Raw genomic sequence first — 26,920 nt, forward strand, 5'->3', positions numbered from 1 at the left:
CCGGCCGTCGAGTGCGTGGTTAAACCACGCTGATGCCGCTTTGCACCCACAGCTGATGGGTTTCATCTTCCTGGCTGGTGTAGATCACGTACTCCAGACCGTTCTCTACCTGGGTCGCACCGGTGGACCAGTCGCCTGTCAAATGCACACTGTCCTGATCGTCGCCCTGGATCATCAAGCGATCCGACTCCGGCCCCGTGATGGACACCAGGTCCTCCAGGCTCAACGTCAGTTCAACCGCGCTGACGTCATTCAGGTCAATGCTCTCCACACCGCTGACATTTCCGATCAGGTCGCTCAGGTTGATGGCTGCATCACCACCCTCCCATAGCAAACCGTCGGCCCCCGCGACACCTTCGACATGACTGAAGTCAGTGTCTGCGCTGCCTTCCGAGCCCGCACTGTCATCACCTGAGGCTGCCTGATCCACCATGAAGCTGGCGGCGGCGATACCGGCGCCCTCAGTGGCAGGCGAGCCAGGGTTGGCGTCGTCCCACACCAGGTCGCGGTCTGGCGAATCGATGCGGATGTACAGGTTGGCCGTATCCTCCTGACCGCTTGGCGTGGTGAGTTTGTAGGTGAAGGTATCCACCTGCCCGATGTCCGCAAGCGCCAGCCCCGGGGTCGGCGTGTAGCTGTAAGCACCGTCGGCGTGCAACGTCAGCGTGCCGTAAAGACCCTGGACCTCCGCTCCGGTTTGCCCTGGTATGACGTAGAGCCCATTGACCAGCACACTCAGTACGGTCAACGTCGAGCCGAGGCTGTCCGCTGGCGATAGATCACTGAGTTCGAGGACATTGCCCGTTGCGGCGACAGCGGCCCCCGTAACGAACTCCGTCAGGTGGGTCGTCACCAGCGTCTGGTCGATCGTCACCGTGCCGACCGATACAAGCGCGCCAGTCGACGCCGTCACGCGATACTCACCGGCATCCAGCCCGGTGAAGGTATGAGTGGCGGTGGTCGTGGTCTGCTGCGTAGTCCAAACGCCATCGATCAGTTTCTGCAAGTTGATCGTCGTCGTAGGCAACACGCCAATACCCGTGAAGTCGCGACTGACCTCCAGCTCAGCCGTCGTGTCAGCAGCCACCACAAAGGACGCACCGGTCCCGGTTCCGGTGCCGATAAGAACTGGCGGCGCATAGCTGATTTCCGCCAGGCCTTGCGTGTCGACCAGGTTGTCGATATCGACCTGCGCAGCACCAATGTCGTCGGTGGCAACCACCTCCACGACACCCGGGGCCGACGGATCGGTAGGGCTCCAGACAATCGTCGTATCGTTGCTGTCTATGCGGATATAAAGGTTGGCCGAAGCCACACCGCCAGCCGCCGTAACCAGTTGATACGCGAAGCTGTCGACCTGGCCAATGCTCGCCGCATCGCCGTTTGGCGTGTAGCTGTAATCACCGTTGGCAAAGATCGTCAGTTGACCGTACTGCCCTTGCAGGACCGTTCCAACCGCGGCATCTGCATCGACAAATACACCATCGACTTCCACTTGCACCGTCGCATCGCCCAGAGCCCCCGGGGAGTCCGGTTGTCCGTTGAAGCCTGGATCGGTGATGACGTTACCCTCAACATCAGCGCCGGGTTCCACGGTGAAGTCCGTCAGGCTTGCGTTATCGACGCTCAGGCTAGCCGTTGCAGAGGCACCCACCGCTACCAGGTTCGGATCGAGGCTGAGCGTGAAGCGGTACTCACCTGCGGCCAGACCTTCGATTTGCGCGGTCGTCCCAGAACCGAACAGCCCCAGCAGATCGAGCAGGCCCGAACCACCACTGGACTGATCGATACCGACCCAGCCGCCAGCCCCATCGCTGACTTCGAGCACGCCGGTAAAGCCACCTCCCAAGACCGACAGCAGGTCTCCCTGGCTGAAGGACAGGTTCAGCGTCCCGGTACTCTCGGCATCCACGGTGAACTGCTGACTCAGCGAAGGCACCCCGAGCTGGATACCACCGACTCCCAGCAACGTGAATACGCGCATCTCGTTCAGCTCTGTCTGTGTCGTGACAGGAGTGACGGTGAGCTCTGCAGTGGCGACGTCGTCAAAGGCTTCAAGGTCGGCATCGGCATCGGCATCCGCATCGGCATCGGCATCGGCATCGGCATCGGCATCGGCATCGGCGTCAGCATCAGCATCAGCATCCGCATCCGCATCCGCATCCGCATCCGCGTCGGCATCGGCATCGGCATCGGCATCGGCATCAGCATCAGCATCAGCATCCGCATCCGCATCCGCATCCGCATCCGCATCCGCATCCGCATCCGCATCCGCATCAGCATCAGCATCAGCGTCGGCATCCGCATCGGCATCGGCATCGGCATCGGCATCGGCATCGGCATCGGCGTCAGCATCCGCATCCGCGTCGGCGTCGGCATCGGCATCGGCATCGGCATCAGCATCAGCATCAGCATCCGCATCAGCATCAGCATCCGCATCCGCATCGGCATCCGCATCAGCATCCGCATCAGCATCAGCATCAGCATCAGCGTCGGCATCCGCATCCGCATCGGCATCGGCATCGGCATCAGCGTCGGCATCCGCATCGGCATCGGCATCGGCATCGGCATCGGCGTCAGCATCCGCGTCGGCGTCGGCGTCGGCATCGGCATCGGCATCGGCATCAGCATCAGCATCAGCATCAGCATCCGCGTCAGCATCAGCATCAGCATCAGCATCAGCATCAGCATCAGCGTCGGCGTCGGCGTCGGCGTCGGCGTCAGCATCAGCATCAGCGTCGGCATCCGCGTCGGCATCCGCATCCGCATCCGCATCCGCATCCGCATCAGCGTCGGCATCGGCATCGGCATCGGCATCGGCGTCAGCATCAGCATCAGCATCAGCATCAGCATCCGCGTCAGCATCGGCATCGGCATCGGCATCGGCGTCAGCATCAGCATCAGCGTCGGCGTCGGCGTCGGCGTCAGCATCAGCGTCGGCATCGGCATCCGCGTCGGCATCCGCATCCGCGTCAGCATCCGCGTCAGCATCCGCGTCGGCATCGGCATCGGCATCGGCATCCCCATCCGCGTCGGCATCAGCATCCGCATCCGCGTCGGCATCCGCATCCGCATCCGCATCGGCATCGGCATCGGCGTCAGCATCAGCATCAGCGTCGGCGTCGGCGTCGGCGTCAGCATCAGCGTCAGCATCCGCATCCGCGTCGGCGTCGGCGTCGGCGTCGGCGTCGGCGTCGGCGTCAGCATCCGCATCCGCATCGGCGTCGGCGTCGGCGTCGGCATCCGCATCCGCATCAGCATCAGCATCAGCATCAGCATCAGCATCAGCATCAGCATCAGCATCAGCATCGGCATCCGCATCTGCGTCGGCATCGGCATCGGCATCGGCATCGGCATCGGCATCGGCATCAGCATCAGCATCAGCGTCAGCATCCGCGTCAGCATCCGCGTCAGCATCCGCGTCAGCATCCGCGTCGGCATCAGCGTCGGCATCAGCATCCGCGTCGGCATCGGCGTCGGCGTCGGCGTCGGCGTCAGCGTCAGCGTCGGCGTCGGCGTCGGCGTCAGCGTCAGCGTCAGCGTCAGCGTCAGCGTCGGCGTCGGCGTCAGTATCATCAATATCGATAGCGACCACTGTGGCAGGAACAGACTCGTTCCCCGCCGCATCCGACAACGTCACTTCCAGCGTTTCACCGTTAACCTGAGGCGGATCCAGTGTGACCTGGAAGTTACCGTCAGCATCGACCTGACCAGTACCGATCACGATGCCAGCGGCATCCTTGATTGTCACCGTCGTGCCTGGTTCACCCTTGCCGTTTACGGTAGTTCCATCCTCACCGACGAGCAGACCGGTTGGTGCGTCAGGCGCGGTTGTGTCACCCGCGACAACGCTGCCGGGTTGCGACTCATTGCCCGCGGGATCCGACAGCGTCACTTCCAGCGTTTCACCGTTGACCTGAGGCGGATCCAGTGTGACCTGGAAGTTACCGTCAGCATCGACCTGACCAGTACCGATCACGTTGCCAGCGGCATCCTTGATTGTCACCGTCGTGCCTGGTTCACCCTTGCCGCTGACGGTAGTTCCATCCTCACCGACGAGCAGACCGGTTGGTGCGTCAGGCGCGGTTGTGTCACCCGCGACAACGCTGCCGGGTTGCGACTCATTGCCCGCGGGATCCGACAGCGTCACTTCCAGCGTTTCACCGTTGACCTGAGGCGGATCCAGTGTGATCTGGAAGTTACCGTCAGCGCCGACAGTGCCGGAACCGATCACGTTGCCAGCGGCATCCTTGATTGTCACCGTCGTGCCTGGCTCACCCTTGCCGCTGACGGTGGCTCCATCCTCACTGATAACCAAATCAGCCGGCGCCTCAGGTGCGGTGGTATCGCCTGCAACAACAGTGCTGGGGGGCGACTCGTTGCCCGCCGAGTCCTTGAGGACAACTTCGAGAGTCTCGCCATTGGTACGCGGTGTATCCAGGCCGACCTGGAAGTTACCGTCAGCGCCGACAGTGCCGGAACCGATCACATTTCCGGCGGCATCTCTGACAATCACCGTGGTACCGGGCAGCCCTTTCCCGATGACGTTCAGGCCATCGGCACTGACCGATAAGTCCGTGGCTTTACCCAGTGACGGGGTGGCACCGCCGCCTCCGCCGCCGCCGCCGCTACCACCATCAAGTGCAGCAGCTGCAATGCCAACGCCGAGCAGGCCCAGGCCCCAGAGCACCCAACTCGGTGTCGAGCTTTCTGCCAGCACACCCGCACCGACCAAATCGTCGAGCGAGGAAACCTCACTGAATGTAAAGCCCGAGTACGGCGAAGAATAGTTGCCCAGCAATAACGTTCCGTCAGGGTTCGTCATTACCAACTGGCTCGTCGCACCGTCAGCCCCCACTACAAAAAAATTCTGGATGGTGATGGTTTCTCCAGTTTTTAGAGTGACCACCAGGTTTTGCCCGGATTGCTGAAACGACTGCACGCTTTCAGGCCCGAACGGCAACTTTACAATACCGGTTCCATTGAGGCTGGCATTGCCAAATGCATGCTCCGTTGTCGTTCCCGTTGCCTTATCGACAATTGTTATATTTTCCATTTCACACCTGTTTTCTCTTCGATAAACATGGACATATCGTTTTCTCGGCGCGAACGACTACTTCGCTGCAGCATGACCTGCCGAGCAATCAACTTAAATTCGCGTTATTGAAAGACTTATCAGGAGTTAGTAGTTTCAGCCCACGCCAGTCTCTTCGCGCAGTTGCAGGCGCCTCACGCCTCGATGACAAGGCGTGTCTATTTCAAGGCGTGGTGTGCGAGAAGATGCCGAAAGGTGTTTCGGCAGTGTTTTTTTCGTAACTCGTGCCAGCGTCATGAGCGCTCGCAGAGAAACGCTGGACTGTGGAGGCGGCATAAAGACAGGACGGCCACATGACCACAGATGGAGTAGAGAACAAAGGCGCCGGGCAAGGATCTGCGCGCCATCGAGCGCCCTGGCCGCAGCCGCCTGTTTGGTCGCAAGCCTGGTAGGGCTTGAGGTACGCATCCATTCATCAACCATCTCAGACACACCTGCACAACTTGGGAAAACTACAGCTGATTGTTGGATCGCAACAAGAGTGACAACGCCTGCCAAGCCGATACTAACGGGGTAGAACTCAACATCAAAGAAGAAAGTACACACACTTCCAACACTCATTAAAGCCGAGTGCTCAATCTGTTAACCTACTGCACACCAACTTAAAACACTCCACACCCGCATGATCAATGCATGATAATCAGATAAGATTTAAAGGTGAATTACATGAAAGTATCGTTATAAAAACCACAACTATCAGCCTGGCTTTCTCAATTTGTAAAAATTTATTTCACAAATCAAATACCCGACCATGAACCTTCCAGCCCAACTAATCAGCCAGCCGTATTGGCCTTATATATCCCTGTTATTACTATATAAATAGCGACCGACAAGCGTCGGCTCTTTTAGTTCTTCAGGGTGTCCGGGCACACGCAAGCAATGCGCACAAAAGGCACAGGGAGGCAGTGATCGGGAAGGTCAGGCCAATCGTACGACGACGACGGAACTGCAGATGTCGGGAGACGCGAATGACCGCCAAAAACCCGAGAGCCCGCCCGACGCGGGCTCTCGGAAAAATCCCCTATTGGGGTTTGCGATAGCTGTTGATGATTGCCGAGAAGTCCTTGCCACCTTCCCCACGCTGGCTCATCGACTGATACAACTGCTGCGCCACTGCGCCAAGCACGACAGGCTGATGAACCTGACGGGCGGCTTCAGTGGCCAAGCCCAGGTCCTTGAGCATCAGCTCCGCACCGAAACCACCGGTGTAGCCCCGGGATGCCGGCGCGGTGTCGATGACGCCTGGCCATGGATTGTAGGTGTCTGAACTCCAGCAACGCCCGGTGGAGCTGTTGATGATCCCGGCCAGCACTTGGGTGTCGATACCCAGCGCATCTCCCAGCGCCATGGCTTCACTGACGCCAACCATGGTGATCCCCAACAACAGGTTGTTGCAGATTTTGGCGATTTGCCCGGTGCCGACTTCACCGCAGTGAACAATGTTGCGGCCCATCTGGGCCAGCACCGGCTGCAGGACGGCGAACAATTCAGGGGTGGCACCGACCATGAAAGTCAGCGTCCCGGCCTGGGCACCGCCGGTGCCACCGGAAACCGGCGCATCGGCCATGACCACGCCGTGCTTGGCGGCGGCAGCGGCGACATCGCGAGCGGTTTGCGGGTCGATGGTGCTGCAGTCCACCGCTGGTACACCTTTGCCGATGCCGGCGAGGACACCCTCTTCACCTAGCCAAACGCTACGCACATGCGCCGCAGCCGGGAGCATGGTGACCACCAATTCCGCACCTTGGGCCGCATCGCGGGGCGAGGCGCTGACGGTGCCGCCCAGCGCCGCCAACTCATTGAGCACGGTCTGGTTCAAGTCAAACAGATTCAGCGCATGGCCGGCTTTGATCAGGTTGCGCGCCATCGGCGCGCCCATATTGCCCAAGCCGATAAATGCAATTTTCATGATCGTCTCCTCGGTCAACGCAGGTTGATGGTGGTGTTGACGCCATCGTTGACGCTGTCATCGTCGAACCAGCGACTGGTGACAGTTTTGGTCTGGGTGTAGAACTGCACCACCTGCTTGCCGTACGGGCCCAGATCGCCGAGTTTCGAACCACGGGAGCCGGTGAAGCTGAAGATCGGGACCGGCACCGGGATCGGGATGTTGATGCCGACCTGGCCGACGTCGATTTCGCTTTGGAACTTGCGCGCCGCCGCACCGCTTTGAGTAAACAGGCCGGTACCGTTGCCGAACGGATTAGCGTTGACCAGGGCGATAGCCTCATCCAGGGTGTCGACTTCCAGCACCACCAGCACCGGGCCGAAGATTTCCTGGGTGTAGATCTGCATGTCAGTGGTCACGCCAGAAAACAGGGTTGGACCGACGAAGTTACCTTGCTCGAAACCCGGCACCTGGATGTCGCGGCCATCGAGTTCCAGCCTGGCGCCTTCTTTCACGCCGCTCTCGATCAAATCAAGAATGCGTGCCTTCGCGCGCTTGGAAATCACCGGCCCGACATCGGTGCCGGCTTCGCTGCCAGCATTCACTTTGAGTTTCTGCGCCAGGGCCTTGAGGTCCGGCAGCCAGTGTTTGGAGGCGCCCACCAAGACCACCACCGAAGTGGCCATGCAGCGCTGACCGGCGGCACCAAACCCGGCACCGACCAGAGCGTTGAGGGTTTGCTCGCGATTGGCATCCGGCAGCACCACCGCGTGGTTCTTGGCGCCCATCATCGATTGCACGCGCTTGCCGTGTTTGCCGGCCAGGTCATAGACGTGGGTGCCGACGGCGGTCGAGCCGACGAAAGACACAGCCTTGATATCTTTGTGGGTACAGAGCGCGTCCACCACCTCCTTGCCGCCGTGGACCACGTTCAGCACACCCGCCGGCACGCCGGCTTCGAGCGCCAGCTCTACCAGCATCAGGGTCGACAGCGGGTCCTGCTCCGAAGGTTTGAGCACAAAGGTGTTACCGCAGGCGATCGCCATCGGGAACATCCACAGCGGAATCATCGCCGGGAAGTTGAACGGCGTGATCCCGGCGCATACGCCAATGGGTTGGCGCAGGGTGTAGGTGTCGACACCACCGGCAACGTTCTCGGCAAATTCGCCCATTTGCAGAGTGCCGATGGAGCAGGCATGTTCGACCACTTCCAGGCCACGGAAAATATCGCCTTCGGCGTCGGCAATGGTTTTGCCCTGCTCGGCGCTGAGGACCGCGGCGATACGCTTGGAGTGTTCGCGGATCAAGGCTTGCAGCTTGAGCATGATGCGCATGCGGGCGCCGATAGGCGTCAGCTTCCAGGTCTGGAAAGCGCGCTGGGCGGCATCGATGGCGGCGTTGACCTCATCGGCGGTGGCAAACGGCACCCGGGCCAGTACCTCCTGGGTCGCCGGATTGACGATGTCTTGCCATTCGGTGGTGGTGGATTCGACCCACTCGCCGTCGATCAACAGTTTGGCCTGTTGTACGGCGGTATCGGCGGACGTAAGCGATGCGTTCATTAGTGGTCTCCAGATCTTGTAGTTATACAGAGAGCCGTGGAACGCCTTAAAAAGAGGCGTTCGGATAATGCCGATCAGTTAAGGCTTTTTGTAGGAGCGAGCTTGCTCGCGAAGAACTCAAAGGCGCCGCGTTTATCCAGAACGCACGCGTTATCATTGACGTTTTTCGCGAGCTAGGGCTCGGCGCCCCCTCGTTCCTACAAGGTGCCTCATTCGCTTAACTGATCGACATTAGGCGTTCGGGCAGTTTTTGGAGTATAGATGTGCAAACTTCCAATAAGAACGCACATAAAAGCCGGTCCAACATGCAAAAAAACATCACGTCCTTGGGGTCGCTGAATTGGGATGACCTGAAGTTTTTCCTCGAAGTGGCCCGCACCCGCAAGGCCAGCATCGCCGCCAAGCGCCTGGCGGTGGATTACACCACCGTGTCGCGGCGCATCAGTTCGCTGGAAGTATCGCTGGGTACGCTGTTGTTCGAAAAATCCCGGACCAGCGGTTTCGTCCTGACCCCCGAAGGCCAGCGCTTGCTGGGCTACGCTGAATCCATCGAAAGCACCCTGCACATGGCGTGCGAACAGGTTTCCGGCTCCGGCGTGGCACTGTCGGGGCATGTGCGCATGGGCTGTACCGAAGGTTTCGGCAGCTTCTTTGTCACCCCGCAGCTCAGTCACTTTGTCGACACCTACCCGGCGATTTCGGTCGACATCCTGCCCCTGCCCCACTTCATCAGCCTGTCCAAGCGCGAAGCCGATATCGTCATCGCCCTGGAGCGTCCGGAACACGGGCCCTACGTGTGCTGCAAACTGTGCGACTACACATTGCAGTTGTACGCGACCCAGGACTACCTGGACCAACACCCCCCGATCCAGCGCCCGGCAGATTTGGCCGACCATTCATTTATCAGCTATGTGGACGACCTGGCGTTCAGCTCGGAGCTGCTGTACCTGGCAAATGTAGTGCCCGGCGCCAGCGCCAGCTTGCGCAGTACCAGCGTGATCGCGCAGTACGTGGCGGCGCAGCAAGGACGATCATTGGCGATCCTGCCGTGCTTCCTGGCGGCGCAGGATCCACGGTTGCTGCCGATATTGGGCGAGGAAATCACCATCACCCGGCAGTTCTGGATGTACTGCCGGGAAGACTTGCGCAAGCTCAAGCGGATTACCCTGTTGTGGGATTACATCCGCGAGGTGACGGAGCAGAATCAGGCGTTGCTGATGGGGCGCACGCGTCACATGGTGTTTGCCGACTAGCGGATGCAGGAAGGCGCCGGGTCAGTCGGCAATCACCACAATCGACACCCGTCGATTCTCGGTGCGGCCCGCAGCCGTGGTGTTGGGCGCCACGGGCTCGCTGCTGCCCAAGCCGCGCAACTGCACGTTCTCTTCTTTCATACCAATACCCGTCAGCACGTTACTCACGCTTTTGGCCCGGCGCAGGGACAGTTGCAGGTTGTAGGTTTCCTTGCCCGAAGCATCGGTATGACCGTCGATGCGGACACGTTCAATGCCCACCCCCAACAACGCTTTGCCGATACGTTCGACGATTTCAGTGCTGGGTTGGTTGAGGGTCTCGACGTCGCTGCCGAACAGCACCTTACCCGACAAGCCAAAGGCCCAGCCTTCTTCGGTCAGCTCGAATCCCTGTTGTTTGAGCACCGCGACTTGTGCCGGTGTGAGGCCTTTGGGTGGCGCGGTCTGGCAGCCATTCAGCGCCAGGAGCGCCACAAACAAGGTGATAAACAACATGCGTGCAGTAGAAAACAAGGGATCAACTCCTGTGTTGTACATTGGCGGCGGAGTGCTCCGACTCCGCCGTGTGCTGGCCGCCGCCCTGGGAGAGGCGCTTGGCCTGGTACATCGCCGCGTCGGCGGCGTTGAGCAGGGCGCCGGGAGTGGCGCCATGATCGGGGTACACGGCAACGCCGATACTCAGTGAGGTCAACACTTCTGCGTTGCCGGGCAACTGGATTGGCTGGTCCATGCTGGCAATTATTTTCCCGGCGATCCGCTGAGCATCTTCAGGTCTGTGCAATGGAGAGAGCAGGATGGCGAACTCGTCGCCGCCCAAGCGTGCGACCAAGTCGTTTTCACGTAGTTGCGCACGAACCCGTGAGGCGACGGCCACCAACACCGCATCGCCGGCAGCATGGCCGAAGCTGTCGTTAATGTCTTTAAAGCGGTCGCTGTCGAGAAACAGCACGGCCACACGCTCATTGAGTTTGGCCGCGCTGCGCAACGCGCGAATCAGTCGCCCTTCGAAATAGGCCCGGTTGGGCAGTCCGGTCAGGCTGTCGTGGGAGGCCTGGTGCGCGAGGGTTTCGTTTTCAGTTTGCAGATGGGTTTGCCAGGCTTCCAACTCGTCAAGCAGGGCATTGAAGTCATTGCCCAGGCTGTCGAGCTCGGCTATCTGCGCCGGCGGCACGCGACGGTCGAAGGCCCGCTCGCTACGGGCCGCGTGAGCCACCGAGGCAAGACTGTGCAAGGGACCGGTGATATCGCGCAACATGCGTCGCACCAGATAGATTGCGACCCATCCGCTCAAGGCCGTACAGATCAGGATGCCTGCCAATCCACTGAGCAGAAAACGCAGCAGGCTGCCACCGTGACCACTCAATTCAATGGTGCCGATCTGTTGGCCCTGGTGCAGGATCGGCTGGCTGACCGCCTCCTCGAGCAGCGTATGCGCCAATCCCAGCTCAACCCTGGACAGCATCCCCGTATCCGGACGCATCCAGTGGGCCAAGAGCATCCCGTCGATGTCCAGCACCCGGGCTTCCGCCACCTCTTCGGTGGAGGCAATCAAAGCCAGGGCTTCAGTAGCTGCCGCACGGTCGTTAAACACTACCGCCGCTTCCACGGTGTAGTTGATGGAGCGGGCGATCAGATGCAGGTTGTGATCGGCATACACCCGCAGCGCCAGCACGCCGAGTAGCGTCAGCGACACACTGGCCATGGCTACCGCCACCAGCGCCACACTCAGGTGCCCTCGGTCGAGGACCGAACGCAACGAGGGACGAGCTGTTACACGCCTTGATTTCATTGCCCGGACGCCCGACGGCGGGACAATTGCAAGACACTGGGATGAATACGTACGCCGCTACGGGCGACCGAATCGAGGTTGACCTCGAAAGACACCTGCTCGTCTCCCACACGCAGGCAGAACAGGCTGCCCACGGTACATTCGTCAGCGCCCTCGCTTATGCTCAGGACAGGACGGCCGATCAGCGAGGTGAACAGCTGGCTGCGCTCATCCGGGGCCAGCTCGCCGAGATACACCGCATCGCAGGCGCCCGCTATGTCCGGGTTCCCAAGCAACAGGCGCCGTACCATCACCGGACGGCCGGTGGCCTGAGTCGTGCCCTTGACCAAGTCATCGGTATATTGAGTGGGCCCGACGATGCATAAGCGCAGTTGTTCAGGCTCTTGGGGCCAACGGGCGTAACTGAGAATCCCTAGCACCACCTGAGTCACGGCCTTCGCACGCTGCTCCGCCATGCTGACGGCGGCCGCCTGGGCAAAAACCACAGGCGTGACAAGGCCGAGAACGGCCAACAGCAGCATTCGGCTCCAGCTCCCACTACGTCCTACAGCCGAGACAGCCACGTTCATGCAGCGACTCTCTTTGATCTTCCGGAGATGATGCCGCAAAGATAGCATATCGGCAGAAAGACCAGCGAGGCGCCACCCCTTCGATCCCTACCAGCTTCGCTGAAAATTCAGACGCATAGATCGGAATCAGACGACTACCTTTCATCAGGTATTTAAGTCAGGAGTACCCAATTCCAGCATCAATCCGCTCAAGCGCTTCACTTTGCGTCGCACGGCCTCCTCGAACACCCCGCTACGCGATTCGATCAGGCTGAACCGCTCCCTGGCGCGTGTGATGCCGGTGTAGATCAGCTCCTTGGTCAGCACCGGGTTCAAGGCGTCCGGCAGGATCAGCGCAGTGTGGGTGAATTCAGAACCCTGGGATTTATGCACGGTCATGGCGTAGACCGTTTCCACATCATTGAGTCGGCTGGGCAGGACGAACCGTACGCCGCCCTGGCCATCATTGCGCGGGAAAGCCACGCGCAATACCTGCGGCCCGCCATCGCTTTCCGGGAGCTTCAAGGCGATGCCGATATCACCATTCATCAGTCCCAGACCGTAGTCATTGCGGGTCATCAACACCGGCCGCCCCTCGTACCATTGCTGATCGCTGTCAATCAGCCGGGCCTTCAGCAGCGCGGCGGTGATCCGCTGATTCAGGCCTTCGACACCCCAAGGCCCCTTGCGTACAGCACACAGCAACTGAAAGGCATCGAACGCCTGCAAGAGTTGACGGGCCCAGCCGGTCCAGCGCGGATCCTCTCGTGGCGTATCGACAGGCGGACGCGAAGCACGCAGCAGATTCAGGTAGTAGCGATAGCCATGGGCACCCTCGCCCTGTCCCTCCAGCACCAGGCGCTCCAGCGCCCGATCGTGCTCGCCCTTGAGGCGGAGGCAGAACAGGTCGTCATGTGTGCGAGCGGCCAGTAACTGGCGGGCGTGTTCAGGGTCCTGCTGGTTGACCCAGCGCGCCAGTTGGCCGATGCCACTGCCTTCGCCAAAACGGCGCGAATACCGCAGCATCACCACCTGCTGTGCCAGCGGGTGGCTGGCGTCGAGGTCTTCCTGCAAACCACTGGCGGCCAACGACTCACCGCTGACACTTTCCAGCCATTCACGGGTGTGCGGGCTGTACCAACCGGCCTCGGCATCGCGACACAGATCGCCGAGCACCGCACCGGCTTCCACGGAAGCCAATTGATCCTTGTCGCCCAGCAGAACCAAGCGCGCATGCGAGGGCAAGGCGTCCAACAGGTTGGCCATCATTTCCAGGTCGATCATCGACGCTTCGTCGACCACCAACACATCCAGCGGCAATAGGTTGCCAGCATGATGACGAAAATGTCGGGTGCCGGGGCGGCTGCCCAGCAGACGGTGGACGGTGGTGACTTCAGTGGGGATTTTTCCTCTCACCACATCAGACACCTTCAGCGATCGCACTTGCTGGCTGATGGATTCGGTCAAGCGTGCCGCGGCTTTGCCGGTGGGCGCTGCCAGACGAATGCGCAAGGTCGTACCCTTTTCCACGGCAGGCGCCTGCAACAAAGCCAGCAGTCGCACCACGGTCGTGGTCTTGCCGGTGCCAGGACCGCCCGTGACGATGCTGAAGGCTCCGCGAGTCGCCAAGGCACACGCAAGTTTTTGCCAGTCGATCACGCCCTCCGGCGGGGCCTGGTCGAACAGGCCATTCAGGCGCTGGGGCAGATCCGCCGCGACCGCTTCCTGGGTGGCAAGCCGCTGACGCAGGGCATTGTCGATCCGTCGCTCATACGTCCAGTAACGGCGCAGATACAAGCGCTTGCCCGACAAGACCAAGGGCCGACTTTGCGCCTGCGCGCTGCCGTCGACAGCCAGCGCGACCAGAGGACTGGCGGCCAGGGCGTGACACCAATGGGCGCCGTCCAGACCACTGAGCAATTGCGAGGGCAGCAACATGGCGACGGTCTGCATATCCCCCTCGGGCGGCAAGGACAAGGCGAAATCCGGGGCTTTCAGGGTTTCGAACAGGTCGAGACAAACATGGCCGTGGCCCAGCTGGTGGCTGGTAAGGGCCGCCGCCAGCAACACCAAGGGGTCGGCCTGCAAGTCCAGCTCATGCAGAAACCCGACAAAGGCCTTGTCCAGCGCGCGCAGCCAGCCGCGGTCTACCCAGCGCTCAAGCAGTTCAAGCAGATCAGCGGCATGGTTGAGGGGCGCCAACGGGGTTTCGAGGCTCATAGCAAGACTCCTTGTTCCCAAGCGGGCTCGACCTTGGGCGGTTGCGGTTTGCCTTGAAACAGTAAATCCAGGCGCTCGATCAGCGCCCGTGGCGGCCGGGTGAAATACGCTCCCCGGCTCGCGGACCGAGTACCGCGCAGGAACACGTACAGCGCCCCGCCGATATGGCGGTCGTAATCATAGTCGGGCAAACGCGCCTTGAGTTGGCGATGCAGGGCCAGCAGGTATAGGACGTATTGCAGATCATAACGATGCTCGAGAATCGACAGTTCCATGGCCTGCCAGGTATAGGCCTGATCGTCGACGCCCAGCCAGTTGGACTTATAGTCAGCCACGTAGTAGCGGCCCTCATGTTCAAACGTCAAGTCGATAAAACCCTTGAACATGCCGTTAAGCAGCACCGGTTCGGCGGCCACTCGGGAAACCCCTTCGTGGGTGTATTGGCATACCAGTTGGTCGAGGCTGAGGACATCGACCTTATGGCTGGCGAACCAGAACTCCATTTCAATCTGGTAGTGCTGCAGGCCGCTCAGGACGACCGGCGCTTGCGCATTGCCGAGACTCAGCGGCGCTTGCAACAGATGCTCCAGCCAGCCTCCAAGGGTACCGATCCAACCTTCCCAGCCGCGTCGATTACACCGCCGCGCCACAGCGTCCTCGATGGCGGCAGGCGTGACGTTGAAGCCCTCGTTGCCGGCCCACTCCAGCAGGCCGTGAAGAAACGTCCCGGGGTTAGGGCCACGGGGGAAACGGTGTATGTCCCCCCCCGTGGCGGGCACCTCCCGAGGCGCGTCCGGGTCCAGGCGTTCGTCGTCGAAGAGTTTCTGTGCCTGTGGGCTTTCCGGTGCCTCGAGGCTGGCGGCGCTCATGCTTTCACCGATCCGTAGTGCACTGTATGAGGCAATCCACCAGTTTTCCGCGGCCTTGCGCTTGGGCAACAACGGCGCCAACAGCATGGCCTCGTTGCGTGGCGGGAGGTACGTCATCGCCTCGGCTTCGGGCATTTGCCGGTAGTGAATGGCCGGGCAGCCGTGCGCCAGATCGAGAAGCCAGCGCGCCAGGCCGGCCGACTCAGCCAATGCAGCACCGCCGCCGAGCAAATAACCGAGTGCCGACAGGTGCAGCACCGAACTGTGGTTATTGCCGCGCTTAAGATCTGCCACACCCAGCCAGCAGGCGTGCCTGGCACGCGTGAGCGCAACGTAAAGCAAGCGCAGATCTTCGGCCAGACGCTCGTCGTCGGCTTGGGCAATCAACTCGGCGGTAGGTCTGAGGCTCACGTGAGATTTGCCGTTCTCATCGTGGTAGTGCAGCGGCAGACGACTGCCGTCCACGGGTTTTGCCGAGCAGATGAACGGCAGGAATACCAGGTCGTACTCCAGCCCCTTGGACTTGTGGATGGTCACGACCTTGACCAGTTGTTCGTCACTTTCCAGGCGCAGAATCTGCTCTTCACCCGCCTGGCCCGAGAGCGCCAGGTGTTCAGCCAGATGCCGGATCAGGGCTTGCTCGCCATCCAGTTCAGCCGCAGCTTGTTGCAGCAATTCAGACAGGTGCAACAGGTTGGTCAGCACGCGCTCACCGTCACCGCGGGCGATCAGGGTTTGCGGCAACTTGAAGTCGTGGAGCAGACGCCGCAGCATCGGCAGCACACCTTGGGTCCGCCAGATTGCGCGGTAATCACGAAACTGCATGACACGGCGTTCCCAGGCCAACTCGTCCTGGTTCAGTTGTTCAAGTTCCAGCAACGACAGGTTGAGGGTGACGCAAGCCAATGCGGCGCGCAGAGGACGCTCGACGTCCGGTTCGGCGCAGGCTTTGAGCCAGGCCAGCAGGTCGTGTGCCTCTTGAGCGGCGAACACCGAATCCTTATCCGACAGGTAGACACTGCGCACGCCACGCGCGGCCAGTTCGGTGCGCACGGCCTGGGCCTCTTTGCCGTCACGCACGAGAATGGCGATGTCCGATGGCAGCACGGGTTTGAAGGTATCGCCCTTGATGAACCCCGCACTGCCCTGTTGCCCGCCATTGAGCAACGCAACGATCTGGCTGGCACACGCTGCGGCCAATTGTTGGCGGTAGAGCACAGTGGAGATCGGCTGGTCGGTGGGCAGATGCCAGATATTTAGGGCCGGCAGTGTTTGCCCGTCGACCTGCAGCTGTTCTTTGCGGCCTTGAGATGAGACCCGCTGAAAAGGTACCGGGTTTTCACCTTCGGCCTCGCGAAACAGAAACGCACCGCGCCCTGTTTCCGCACGCTCGAACACATGGTTGACCGCCTCCACCATGGCATGGCTGGAGCGAAAGTTGGTGCCCAAGGTGTGCAAGCGTCCGGCGCTGGCCTGCCGCGCGCGCAGGTAGGTATAAATATCGGCACCGCGAAAGGCGTAGATCGCCTGTTTGGGATCGCCGATCAGGAACAGACCACTTTCAGGGTGGTTTTCTTCGATGCGGTAGATACGTTCAAAGATGCGGTACTGAATCGGATCGGTGTCCTGGAACTCGTCAATCAGGGCCACCGGAAACTGTTCACGAATCACGCAGGCCAGACGCTCTCCGCCGTCTGCCTGCAAGGCTGCGTCGAGGCGGATCAGCATGTCGTCAAAGCCCATCTCGGCGCGCCGACGCTTTTCTTCTTCAAAGCGTTTGCCGACCCAGGCGGCCGCGTGTTGCAACACGGCGGCGTCGGGCGTAGGCAGAGCGTCGAGACTGGCTTTAAGACCTGCCATCGCCTCCAGGCCAGGGTGATGCGGCGGCTCGCCCTTCCAGGCTTCGGCCATTCCGTCAGGCGTCAGGCGCGCAAAGCCGGTACCAATGTCCAGTTGCTCCAGCGTTTCATCAATGGCCCAGGCATTGAGCTTTTCAAACCAGGGCTCGAAGTACCGCGCCTGCATCTTGCGGCCGTCCACCGCCTTGGCAGCAACGGCCTGCAAGCAGATGTCCCGCAACTCGGTCGCCCACTGCCGCCAAGGTGCCTTGAGGGCGACCAGCGCTTCGCGGCGCTCCTGCAAGCAGGCATTGATCAATTCCGCCGGCTCGCGTTGTTCATCGCCGGACCGTTCGCTGCCGAACAAGGCGCGCACTTTGGGTAGCAGGGCGGCCGGACCTCCCCAATGGCTACGTACCCAGTTCAATGCATCGTCCTGCATCGGGTAGCAGAACAGCCGCCAGTAATCGCGCAACACTTCGCCCAACAAATCGCTGTGATCGGTTTCCAGGGTCTGAGTAAACAGGCTCCCGCTATCGAAGGCATGTTCGCGCAGCATGCGCTGACACCAACTGTGGATAGTCGAAACGGCAGCCTCGTCCATCCATTGGGCAGCAATGTCGAGTCGATTGGCGCAAGCTGGCCATTGCTCGGGCGGGTACTGATCGCGCAGCTCGGCGATCAAGTCGTCTGGCTGTTCGATCTCCTCACGAAAGAAGCGCGCCGCTTCCGCCAGGCGGGTGCGGATTCGCTCGCGCAGTTCTTTGGTCGCGGCGTCGGTAAAGGTTACGACCAAAATTTGCGGCGGCAACAGTTCACGCCCAAAACCCGACTCATCGCCGCCATGGCCCAGCACCAGACGCAGGTACAACGCAGAAATAGTGAAGGTCTTGCCGGTACCCGCACTGGCTTCGATCAGTTGGCTGCCGCGCAGTGGAAAGGCCAGGGCCAAGGGTTTGGTGGCGCTCATGAACGGTCGTCCTCGCTGGCCAGAGATCGCCATGGGGCGGTTATCAGGGGGCGATACAAGGTCTCGCACCAGCCTTCGAAGTCCTCACTGGCAATCAGCGCGGCGTAATCAGGAAATTGTCGCGTGAGCGCCGGGCTTTCCCGGCGCTCACCGTCGCTGGTCAAACCGTCGCCCTCATAAGCTTTGCGGGCCGCGGCCCGGGCTTTCTCTGGGTCGGTTTGGCCGAGCCAGGCGAACGCGGTCTTGACGGCCACCGGCAGCGGTTCGTTCATACCGGCCTTCCAGGCCAGCAGCAGATGACCCAGTACATCTTGGGCGATGTTTTGTTCCAGCGGCGCCAGTAGCAGGGTGTCGTCGCTGGCTACCAGACCGGTGCTCAACGGCAGGCCGCAGGCACACGCCACCAGATGATTGACCCAGGGGCGAATCAGGCGGTGCCACTTGCGGGTCTTGATCGAGCCGATACTGTTGGGGATGGCGGTGACGCTGAGAAAAGCGCCGTCACCGCGTCGATGCAAACCGCTGATCCAACCGTCGAGTTGAATACCCTGATGTTCGAAGCTGACCGGCTCGGCGCTGTTGTGTGGGCTCGGCCAGAGTGCCAGGAGTTGCTGATAGCGTTGCAGCAAATCGGGCAAGGGCTCGATCAATTCGTTGCGCAGGCACTCGCCGAAACCGACCATGGGCAGCAATCCGCTGCCCTGCAAGCGTCGGGCCTGGGCATTAAGGGCATGTTCCGGGTTATCCGGCTCGGTCAGCGCCGCGGCCAGCAGGCTGTCACTCAATGTGTAGCGTTGCAGCGCGTCGAGGACGAAGGGTTCTTCATCGGCCATGGGCACTTCGGCGGCCTCGAAAAACACTTTGAGCCGCTGACTGAAAAAATGTCTGACGGGATTGCGCAGGAAGTCTTGCAACTGAGCAAGGCTCAGGGGCTCTTCCTGGATGTAGGGCTGCAGCGTGCTGACCTCGGGGAACTGCGCTTGTGCTTCATGCAACAAGCGCCATTCATGGGCATAGCTGAACAGCGGGTCGCCTGCGTGAAAGTAGCGGGCGCTGAAGGGCTGCAGCGGATGTTCCTGGGTCATTGCCTCCAGTAGCGGCCGGTCTTTGGCATGCTGCCAGCCGCTGGCAAGATGATCGCGCAACTGGCCGATCAACACCGACGCTGGACGGTCGCTATTATCGCGGATGCTCCGACCGATCCAACTGATATAGAGCTGGTCACGGGCCGAGAGCAGGGCTTCAAGCAGCAAGTAACGATCGTCTTCACGACGAGAGCGGTCGCCGGGACGGTAATCACTGCCCATCAGGTCGAAATCCAGCGGCGGTTGGGCGCGGGGGTAATCGCCATCGTTCATGCCCAACAGACAGACCAACGTGAAGGGAATGGCGCGCATCGGCATCAGGGTGCAAAAATTGACGGCTCCGGCGAGAAAGCGCTGGGACAGGCGCCCTTCATCCAGGCCGGCCAACCAGGCCTCACGAACGACAGTCAGCGGTAACTCGTCGTACAGACCAACGGAGTCGCAGGTCTCCAGCCAGGTTTCTCTCAATTGCTCTAGCTGACCGAGCAGATAGTCGTCGTGTTCGTTGGCGGGAAGAAAAAACGTCTGCATCAAGCCTTGCAGCCGCCCGCCCCAGGCCTGTGGCGTGGCAGGTTCCAAGAGTATCTGGTGGGCGTCGTGCAGTGCATCAAGCAACGCAACCAGTGGGCCGATCAATGCTGCGTCCAGCCCGCCAATTTCGTCATACGGCTCAATGCCTGCGCAGGCAGGGCCGCTGCCCACGGCGTAGCCCAGCAACATACGGCGCAGTCCAAATCGCCAACTGTTTTGCTCCAGCTCATTCGGCAACCCCAAGCCGGCCCGCTGTTCGGCGTTGAGTCCCCAGCGGATGCCCGCGCCTTCTATCCAGCGATGCAGGGTTGGCAGATCGCGCTCCTTGATCGCGAAACGTTCGCGCAGGGCGGGAACATCCAGCAGATCAAGGATCTCGCTGACTGGAAAGCGGCTATCCGGGAGCTTCAATAAATGCTCTACCGCGATAAGCAGCGGATCACGGCCTCGTTGGCCCTGGTCTGTCAGAGTGAAAGGGATGAAGCGTGGGTCTTTTCTGTCCAATTGCCCGAACACCGCGCGGATATGGGGCGCATAACTGTCGATGTCCGGGACCATCACAATGACATCCCGTGGTCGCAGCGCGGGGTTCTCGCTGAAGCGCTGGAGCAGTTGGTCATGCAGAACTTCTACCTCCCGCTGCGCGCTGTGGGCGATATGGAAACGGATCGAGGTGTCCTGCTCCAGGTCGACGGCCGGCCAGCGCTCACGTGTTTCATTGAGCGGGCGCAGTTCGAGGATATCGTCCTGCAGTTGGTTGAGTAGCGTGGTGGGTGCATTGTCGCTGAACAGGTCGATTCGACCGTCGCGGAAAGCTGCGCGGTAACTGTTCGGATCGTCGTAGCTGTCCAGCAAATTGATGTAGTCGCGGCCCTGCTTGCCCCATGCGGCGAGCAGCGGATGGGCATGTTGATGCAGGGTTTGCGGATCGATGGCGGCGGGCATTCCGGCCTTGCGGGCCTGGCGTTTGTACTCGTTTCTCAGTAAGTCTTTATCGGCCACGATGTCTGACCAATGATGACGACAAGGGTTGTGTACGCACAGTAATACCTGGCTGAAACGGGCCAGGCCGGCCAGTGCCTCAAGGGCTTGGGCAGGCAACGAAGAAATGCCAAAGACGATGACTCGGGAAGGCAGGCCAGCAGGCGCTGTATCCAGGTGGTTGATACGTTCGATAAAACGCTGGTGAACGCCGGCACGGCTTTGCGCCATCCCTTCTTCACCGACATCCAGCAGCAGGGCTCGCCATAACTCAGCTTGCCAGCAGTTGGCCGGACTCAACGGCCGGGAGTCGCCTCGGACACTGCGCAGTTGGTGACGCCCCGCGGCCCAATCCTCCAGCCAATCCGCGCGATACACTTGATACTGGTCGAACAGGTCAGCCAGGCGCTCTGCCAGTTGGTAGCGTTTACGCATATCCGAATCGTGCGTAAGAAAGCGTTGCAGCGGCTCGAAATGCGGCTGGTGAATAAGCTCAGGTAACAGGCGCATGAGACGCCAAGTCAGCGGGGCTTTATCCAGCAGAGATTTGGGCGGAATTTCATCCTGTCCCAAGACCATTCGATAGAGCTGCCACATGAAGCTGCCGGGGAGCTGGACATCGATAGCCGCGGCAATGCCGCAGCCGCCCATGTCGTCATCTTCAGGGTCTTCAGCGAGGGCCAGCTTGAGCCATTGAGCGATACCGTTGCTTTGTACCAGGGCAATTTCGTTTTCCAGAGGAGCCAGCGGATAACGACGCATCCAACTGACGACCAAGCTGCGCAGCTCATCCAGGCGATTGCCGTGAACTACCATGAATCCAGCGCTGAGGGACGTCGCATCCGGCATAACGGCTTCCTTGGGAAAAGCAAAATCGAGGGATGGACTTTAGCATTGAAGGCCAGTGGCGGGGGGAGCGCACAGGGTGTGGAGCGGGGGGTATCTGGTGGAAAGCGTTATCGTTGACGCTCTTCGCCAGCAAGGGCCTGGCGCTCCCTCGCTCCTACAGATCGCCCAAAAACAAAACCCCTGTCTGCGTGAGCAGACAGGGGTTCTGGAATTTAATCTTGACGATGACCTACTCTCACATGGGGAAACCCCACACTACCATCGGCGATGCATCGTTTCACTACTGAGTTCGGGATGGGATCAGGTGGTTCCAATGCTCTATGGTCGTCAAGAAATTCGGTAGCCGGCGCGTTTTCTCTAACGAGATCACGTTCCAGCGAATGGGTATGTAATAGATTTGTGTGTGCTGCAAACTTTCGGTTTGTATCGTCTTCACACACCGCAATCTGGTTGCTCTGGATTAGAGAGCCGACGCAAATTGCTTGGGTGTTATATGGTCAAGCCTCACGGGCAATTAGTATTGGTTAGCTCAACGCCTCACAGCGCTTACACACCCAACCTATCAACGTCGTAGTCTTCGACGGCCCTTCAGGGAACTCAAGGTTCCAGTGAGATCTCATCTTGAGGCTAGTTTCCCGCTTAGATGCTTTCAGCGGTTATCTATTCCGAACATAGCTACCCGGCAATGCCACTGGCGTGACAACCGGAACACCAGAGGTTCGTCCACTCCGGTCCTCTCGTACTAGGAGCAGCCCCTCTCAAATCTCAAACGTCCACGGCAGATAGGGACCGAACTGTCTCACGACGTTCTAAACCCAGCTCGCGTACCACTTTAAATGGCGAACAGCCATACCCTTGGGACCGGCTTCAGCCCCAGGATGTGATGAGCCGACATCGAGGTGCCAAACACCGCCGTCGATATGAACTCTTGGGCGGTATCAGCCTGTTATCCCCGGAGTACCTTTTATCCGTTGAGCGATGGCCCTTCCATACAGAACCACCGGATCACTAAGACCTACTTTCGTACCTGCTCGACGTGTCTGTCTCGCAGTCAAGCGCGCTTTTGCCTTTATACTCTACGACCGATTTCCGACCGGTCTGAGCGCACCTTCGTACTCCTCCGTTACTCTTTAGGAGGAGACCGCCCCAGTCAAACTACCCACCATACACTGTCCTCGATCCGGATAACGGACCTGAGTTAGAACCTCAAAGTTGCCAGGGTGGTATTTCAAGGTTGGCTCCACGCAGACTGGCGTCCACGCTTCAAAGCCTCCCACCTATCCTACACAAGCAAATTCAAAGTCCAGTGCAAAGCTATAGTAAAGGTTCACGGGGTCTTTCCGTCTAGCCGCGGATACACTGCATCTTCACAGCGATTTCAATTTCACTGAGTCTCGGGTGGAGACAGCGCCGCCATCGTTACGCCATTCGTGCAGGTCGGAACTTACCCGACAAGGAATTTCGCTACCTTAGGACCGTTATAGTTACGGCCGCCGTTTACCGGGGCTTCGATCAAGAGCTTCGCGTTAGCTAACCCCATCAATTAACCTTCCGGCACCGGGCAGGCGTCACACCCTATACGTCCACTTTCGTGTTTGCAGAGTGCTGTGTTTTTAATAAACAGTCGCAGCGGCCTGGTATCTTCGACCGGCATGAGCTTACGGAGCAAGTCCTTCACCCTCACCGGCGCACCTTCTCCCGAAGTTACGGTGCCATTTTGCCTAGTTCCTTCACCCGAGTTCTCTCAAGCGCCTTGGTATTCTCTACCCAACCACCTGTGTCGGTTTGGGGTACGGTTCCTGGTTACCTGAAGCTTAGAAGCTTTTCTTGGAAGCATGGCATCAACCACTTCGTCACCCAAAGGGTAACTCGTCATCAGCTCTCGGCCTTAGAATCCCGGATTTACCTAAGATTCCAGCCTACCACCTTAAACTTGGACAACCAACGCCAAGCTGGCCTAGCCTTCTCCGTCCCTCCATCGCAATAACCAGAAGTACAGGAATATTAACCTGTTTTCCATCGACTACGCTTTTCAGCCTCGCCTTAGGGACCGACTAACCCTGCGTCGATTAACGTTGCGCAGGAAACCTTGGTCTTTCGGCGTGGGTGTTTTTCACACCCATTGTCGTTACTCATGTCAGCATTCGCACTTCTGATACCTCCAGCAAGCTTCTCAACTCACCTTCACAGGCTTACAGAACGCTCCTCTACCGCATCATCCGAAGATGATACCCGTAGCTTCGGTGTATGGTTTGAGCCCCGTTACATCTTCCGCGCAGGCCGACTCGACTAGTGAGCTATTACGCTTTCTTTAAAGGGTGGCTGCTTCTAAGCCAACCTCCTAGCTGTCTAAGCCTTCCCACATCGTTTCCCACTTAACCATAACTTTGGGACCTTAGCTGACGGTCTGGGTTGTTTCCCTTTTCACGACGGACGTTAGCACCCGCCGTGTGTCTCCCATGCTCGGCACTTGTAGGTATTCGGAGTTTGCATCGGTTTGGTAAGTCGGGATGACCCCCTAGCCGAAACAGTGCTCTACCCCCTACAGTGATACATGAGGCGCTACCTAAATAGCTTTCGAGGAGAACCAGCTATCTCCGAGCTTGATTAGCCTTTCACTCCGATCCACAGGTCATCCGCTAACTTTTCAACGGTAGTCGGTTCGGTCCTCCAGTTAGTGTTACCCAACCTTCAACCTGCCCATGGATAGATCGCCCGGTTTCGGGTCTATTCCCAGCGACTAGACGCCCTATTAAGACTCGCTTTCGCTACGCCTCCCCTATTCGGTTAAGCTCGCCACTGAAAATAAGTCGCTGACCCATTATACAAAAGGTACGCAGTCACCCAACAAAGTGGGCTCCCACTGCTTGTACGCATACGGTTTCAGGATCTATTTCACTCCCCTCTCCGGGGTTCTTTTCGCCTTTCCCTCACGGTACTAGTTCACTATCGGTCAGTCAGTAGTATTTAGCCTTGGAGGATGGTCCCCCCATATTCAGACAAAGTTTCTCGTGCTCCGTCCTACTCGATTTCATGACTAAGAGATTTTCGCGTACAGGGCTATCACCCACTATGGCCGCACTTTCCAGAGCGTTCCGCTAATCTCAAAGCCACTTAAGGGCTAGTCCCCGTTCGCTCGCCACTACTAAGGGAATCTCGGTTGATTTCTTTTCCTCAGGGTACTTAGATGTTTCAGTTCCCCTGGTTCGCCTCTTGCACCTATGTATTCAGTACAAGATAACCATCTTATGATGGCTGGGTTCCCCCATTCAGACATCTCCGGATCAAAGTCTGTTTGCCGACTCCCCGAAGCTTTTCGCAGGCTACCACGTCTTTCATCGCCTCTGACTGCCAAGGCATCCACCGTATGCGCTTCTTCACTTGACCATATAACCCCAAGCAATCTGGTTATACTGTGAAGACAACATTCGCCGAAAATTCGCAATCACTCACAAATTTTACCTTAGCCTGATCCGTTACCAGTGAAAGTAACGTTCAGTCTATCTTTCTATCACATACCCAAATTTTTAAAGAACGATCTAATCAAAGACTAGAAATCAACATTCACCATCATCACAATGGAATGCTCATTTCTAAGCTTTAAACAGTAGAAGCAGTAGTGGTGGAGCCAAGCGGGATCGAACCGCTGACCTCCTGCGTGCAAGGCAGGCGCTCTCCCAGCTGAGCTATGGCCCCGTATTTCTACAGGCGTTTCCCACACAAAATTGGTGGGTCTGGGCAGATTCGAACTGCCGACCTCACCCTTATCAGGGGTGCGCTCTAACCAACTGAGCTACAGACCCAATTTCGGGCTGCTTCTTTCGTCTTCTTCAATGAATCAAGCAATTCGTGTGGGAACTTATGGAGCAGCTGATGTCGTCGATTAAGGAGGTGATCCAGCCGCAGGTTCCCCTACGGCTACCTTGTTACGACTTCACCCCAGTCATGAATCACACCGTGGTAACCGTCCTCCCGAAGGTTAGACTAGCTACTTCTGGTGCAACCCACTCCCATGGTGTGACGGGCGGTGTGTACAAGGCCCGGGAACGTATTCACCGCGACATTCTGATTCGCGATTACTAGCGATTCCGACTTCACGCAGTCGAGTTGCAGACTGCGATCCGGACTACGATCGGTTTTATGGGATTAGCTCCACCTCGCGGCTTGGCAACCCTTTGTACCGACCATTGTAGCACGTGTGTAGCCCAGGCCGTAAGGGCCATGATGACTTGACGTCATCCCCACCTTCCTCCGGTTTGTCACCGGCAGTCTCCTTAGAGTGCCCACCATTACGTGCTGGTAACTAAGGACAAGGGTTGCGCTCGTTACGGGACTTAACCCAACATCTCACAACACGAGCTGACGACAGCCATGCAGCACCTGTCTCAATGTTCCCGAAGGCACCAATCTATCTCTAGAAAGTTCATTGGATGTCAAGGCCTGGTAAGGTTCTTCGCGTTGCTTCGAATTAAACCACATGCTCCACCGCTTGTGCGGGCCCCCGTCAATTCATTTGAGTTTTAACCTTGCGGCCGTACTCCCCAGGCGGTCAACTTAATGCGTTAGCTGCGCCACTAAGAGCTCAAGGCTCCCAACGGCTAGTTGACATCGTTTACGGCGTGGACTACCAGGGTATCTAATCCTGTTTGCTCCCCACGCTTTCGCACCTCAGTGTCAGTATCAGTCCAGGTGGTCGCCTTCGCCACTGGTGTTCCTTCCTATATCTACGCATTTCACCGCTACACAGGAAATTCCACCACCCTCTACCATACTCTAGTCAGTCAGTTTTGAATGCAGTTCCCAGGTTGAGCCCGGGGATTTCACATCCAACTTAACAAACCACCTACGCGCGCTTTACGCCCAGTAATTCCGATTAACGCTTGCACCCTCTGTATTACCGCGGCTGCTGGCACAGAGTTAGCCGGTGCTTATTCTGTCGGTAACGTCAAAATTGCAGAGTATTAATCTACAACCCTTCCTCCCAACTTAAAGTGCTTTACAATCCGAAGACCTTCTTCACACACGCGGCATGGCTGGATCAGGCTTTCGCCCATTGTCCAATATTCCCCACTGCTGCCTCCCGTAGGAGTCTGGACCGTGTCTCAGTTCCAGTGTGACTGATCATCCTCTCAGACCAGTTACGGATCGTCGCCTTGGTGAGCCATTACCCCACCAACTAGCTAATCCGACCTAGGCTCATCTGATAGCGCAAGGCCCGAAGGTCCCCTGCTTTCTCCCGTAGGACGTATGCGGTATTAGCGTCCGTTTCCGAACGTTATCCCCCACTACCAGGCAGATTCCTAGGCATTACTCACCCGTCCGCCGCTCTCAAGAGAAGCAAGCTTCTCTCTACCGCTCGACTTGCATGTGTTAGGCCTGCCGCCAGCGTTCAATCTGAGCCATGATCAAACTCTTCAGTTCAAACATCTTTGGGTTTTTAAG

At 58.9% G+C, this 26,920-nt stretch carries 11 protein-coding genes, 2 tRNA genes, 3 rRNA genes and 1 pseudogene; 2 read left to right on the forward strand and 15 right to left on the reverse strand.

What is annotated here, in order from left to right; all coding sequences use genetic code 11:
- Positions 1–19: 19 nt before the first annotated feature.
- Together BLU75_RS27945 and BLU75_RS28365 are read right to left on the reverse strand one after the other, a co-directional pair.
- Entirely contained in the window at positions 20–1,984 is a 1,965-nt protein-coding gene (locus BLU75_RS27945; protein WP_331717134.1) for a BapA/Bap/LapF family large adhesin, read from the reverse strand.
- A gap of 1,656 nt (positions 1,985–3,640) precedes the next feature.
- Positions 3,641–5,056: pseudogene (locus BLU75_RS28365) on the reverse strand (Ig-like domain-containing protein); the annotation flags it as partial.
- Here BLU75_RS28365 and BLU75_RS27530 point away from each other — a divergent pair.
- The gene (locus BLU75_RS27530; RefSeq protein WP_172832057.1) at positions 5,002–5,316 is read left to right on the forward strand and encodes a hypothetical protein; all 315 of its coding nucleotides are present in this window, start codon (positions 5,002–5,004) and stop codon (positions 5,314–5,316) included. The pseudogene BLU75_RS28365 and the gene BLU75_RS27530 overlap by 55 nt on opposite strands.
- Before the next feature lie 800 nt (positions 5,317–6,116).
- Here the strand turns inward: BLU75_RS27530 and mmsB are convergent.
- On the reverse strand, positions 6,117–7,004 hold the full coding sequence (gene mmsB, locus BLU75_RS19345; RefSeq protein ID WP_084379003.1) for a 3-hydroxyisobutyrate dehydrogenase: 888 nt from the start codon (positions 7,002–7,004) through the stop codon (positions 6,117–6,119).
- A 14-nt stretch (positions 7,005–7,018) separates the two neighbouring features.
- Entirely contained in the window at positions 7,019–8,545 is a 1,527-nt protein-coding gene (locus tag BLU75_RS19350; protein WP_084379002.1) for a CoA-acylating methylmalonate-semialdehyde dehydrogenase, read from the reverse strand.
- 305 nt (positions 8,546–8,850) lie between these two features.
- Here BLU75_RS19350 and BLU75_RS19355 point away from each other — a divergent pair, with 305 nt between their 5' ends.
- Positions 8,851–9,798, forward strand: coding sequence for a LysR family transcriptional regulator (locus tag BLU75_RS19355; protein WP_084379115.1), 948 nt, complete (start codon positions 8,851–8,853; stop codon positions 9,796–9,798).
- 21 nt (positions 9,799–9,819) lie between these two features.
- On the opposite strand, the gene BLU75_RS19360 is transcribed toward BLU75_RS19355, so the two are convergent.
- The 11 genes from BLU75_RS19360 to BLU75_RS19410 form a co-directional block, all read right to left on the reverse strand.
- The gene (locus tag BLU75_RS19360) at positions 9,820–10,311 is read right to left on the reverse strand and encodes an outer membrane lipoprotein YfiB (RefSeq protein WP_084379001.1); all 492 of its coding nucleotides are present in this window, start codon (positions 10,309–10,311) and stop codon (positions 9,820–9,822) included.
- A 4-nt stretch (positions 10,312–10,315) separates the two neighbouring features.
- The gene (locus tag BLU75_RS19365; protein ID WP_084379000.1) at positions 10,316–11,587 is read right to left on the reverse strand and encodes a diguanylate cyclase DgcN/YfiN; all 1,272 of its coding nucleotides are present in this window, start codon (positions 11,585–11,587) and stop codon (positions 10,316–10,318) included.
- The gene (locus BLU75_RS19370; protein ID WP_084378999.1) at positions 11,584–12,156 is read right to left on the reverse strand and encodes a regulatory sequestration protein YfiR; all 573 of its coding nucleotides are present in this window, start codon (positions 12,154–12,156) and stop codon (positions 11,584–11,586) included. Before BLU75_RS19370 ends, BLU75_RS19365 begins: the two co-directional genes overlap by 4 nt.
- Before the next feature lie 144 nt (positions 12,157–12,300).
- Complete coding sequence (gene recD / locus BLU75_RS19375; protein WP_084378998.1) at positions 12,301–14,355, reverse strand: exodeoxyribonuclease V subunit alpha; 2,055 nt, start codon at positions 14,353–14,355, stop codon at positions 12,301–12,303.
- On the reverse strand, positions 14,352–18,032 hold the full coding sequence (gene recB, locus BLU75_RS19380; protein WP_090221535.1) for an exodeoxyribonuclease V subunit beta: 3,681 nt from the start codon (positions 18,030–18,032) through the stop codon (positions 14,352–14,354). Before recB ends, recD begins: the two co-directional genes overlap by 4 nt.
- Positions 18,029–21,478, reverse strand: a complete 3,450-nt coding sequence (gene recC / locus BLU75_RS19385; RefSeq protein ID WP_084378996.1) for an exodeoxyribonuclease V subunit gamma — start codon at positions 21,476–21,478, stop codon at positions 18,029–18,031. The genes recB and recC overlap by 4 nt, the downstream gene beginning before the upstream one ends.
- Positions 21,479–21,694: 216 nt before the next feature.
- Positions 21,695–21,810: ribosomal RNA gene (rrf, locus tag BLU75_RS19390) — 5S ribosomal RNA — on the reverse strand.
- A gap of 161 nt (positions 21,811–21,971) precedes the next feature.
- Positions 21,972–24,865: ribosomal RNA gene (locus tag BLU75_RS19395) — 23S ribosomal RNA — on the reverse strand.
- A gap of 233 nt (positions 24,866–25,098) precedes the next feature.
- Positions 25,099–25,174 (reverse strand) — tRNA-Ala (locus BLU75_RS19400).
- Between the two features lie 30 nt (positions 25,175–25,204).
- Positions 25,205–25,281 (reverse strand) — tRNA-Ile (locus tag BLU75_RS19405).
- Positions 25,282–25,362: 81 nt separating this feature from the next.
- A 16S ribosomal RNA gene (locus BLU75_RS19410) occupies positions 25,363–26,899 on the reverse strand.
- Together the 16S, 23S and 5S rRNA genes with 2 tRNA genes alongside form the textbook arrangement of a ribosomal RNA operon.
- Positions 26,900–26,920: the final 21 nt, after the last annotated feature.

Origin of the sequence: Pseudomonas mucidolens (genome assembly GCF_900106045.1) — a bacterium.
In the GTDB taxonomy this organism is placed as follows: domain Bacteria; phylum Pseudomonadota; class Gammaproteobacteria; order Pseudomonadales; family Pseudomonadaceae; genus Aquipseudomonas; species Aquipseudomonas mucidolens.

Coding starts and splice junctions, on each gene's coding strand:
- recB (WP_090221535.1), bottom strand. CDS start 18,032: ATGAGCGCCACCAAACCCTTGGCCCTGGCCTTTCCACTGCGCGGCAGC.
- BLU75_RS27945 (WP_331717134.1), bottom strand. CDS start 1,984: ATGCGCGTATTCACGTTGCTGGGAGTCGGTGGTATCCAGCTCGGGGTG.
- BLU75_RS19365 (WP_084379000.1), bottom strand. CDS start 11,587: ATGAAATCAAGGCGTGTAACAGCTCGTCCCTCGTTGCGTTCGGTCCTC.
- recC (WP_084378996.1), bottom strand. CDS start 21,478: ATGCCGGATGCGACGTCCCTCAGCGCTGGATTCATGGTAGTTCACGGC.
- recD (WP_084378998.1), bottom strand. CDS start 14,355: ATGAGCCTCGAAACCCCGTTGGCGCCCCTCAACCATGCCGCTGATCTG.
- BLU75_RS27530 (WP_172832057.1), top strand. CDS start 5,002: ATGCATGCTCCGTTGTCGTTCCCGTTGCCTTATCGACAATTGTTATAT.
- mmsB (WP_084379003.1), bottom strand. CDS start 7,004: ATGAAAATTGCATTTATCGGCTTGGGCAATATGGGCGCGCCGATGGCG.
- BLU75_RS19370 (WP_084378999.1), bottom strand. CDS start 12,156: ATGAACGTGGCTGTCTCGGCTGTAGGACGTAGTGGGAGCTGGAGCCGA.
- BLU75_RS19350 (WP_084379002.1), bottom strand. CDS start 8,545: ATGAACGCATCGCTTACGTCCGCCGATACCGCCGTACAACAGGCCAAA.
- BLU75_RS19355 (WP_084379115.1), top strand. CDS start 8,851: ATGCAAAAAAACATCACGTCCTTGGGGTCGCTGAATTGGGATGACCTG.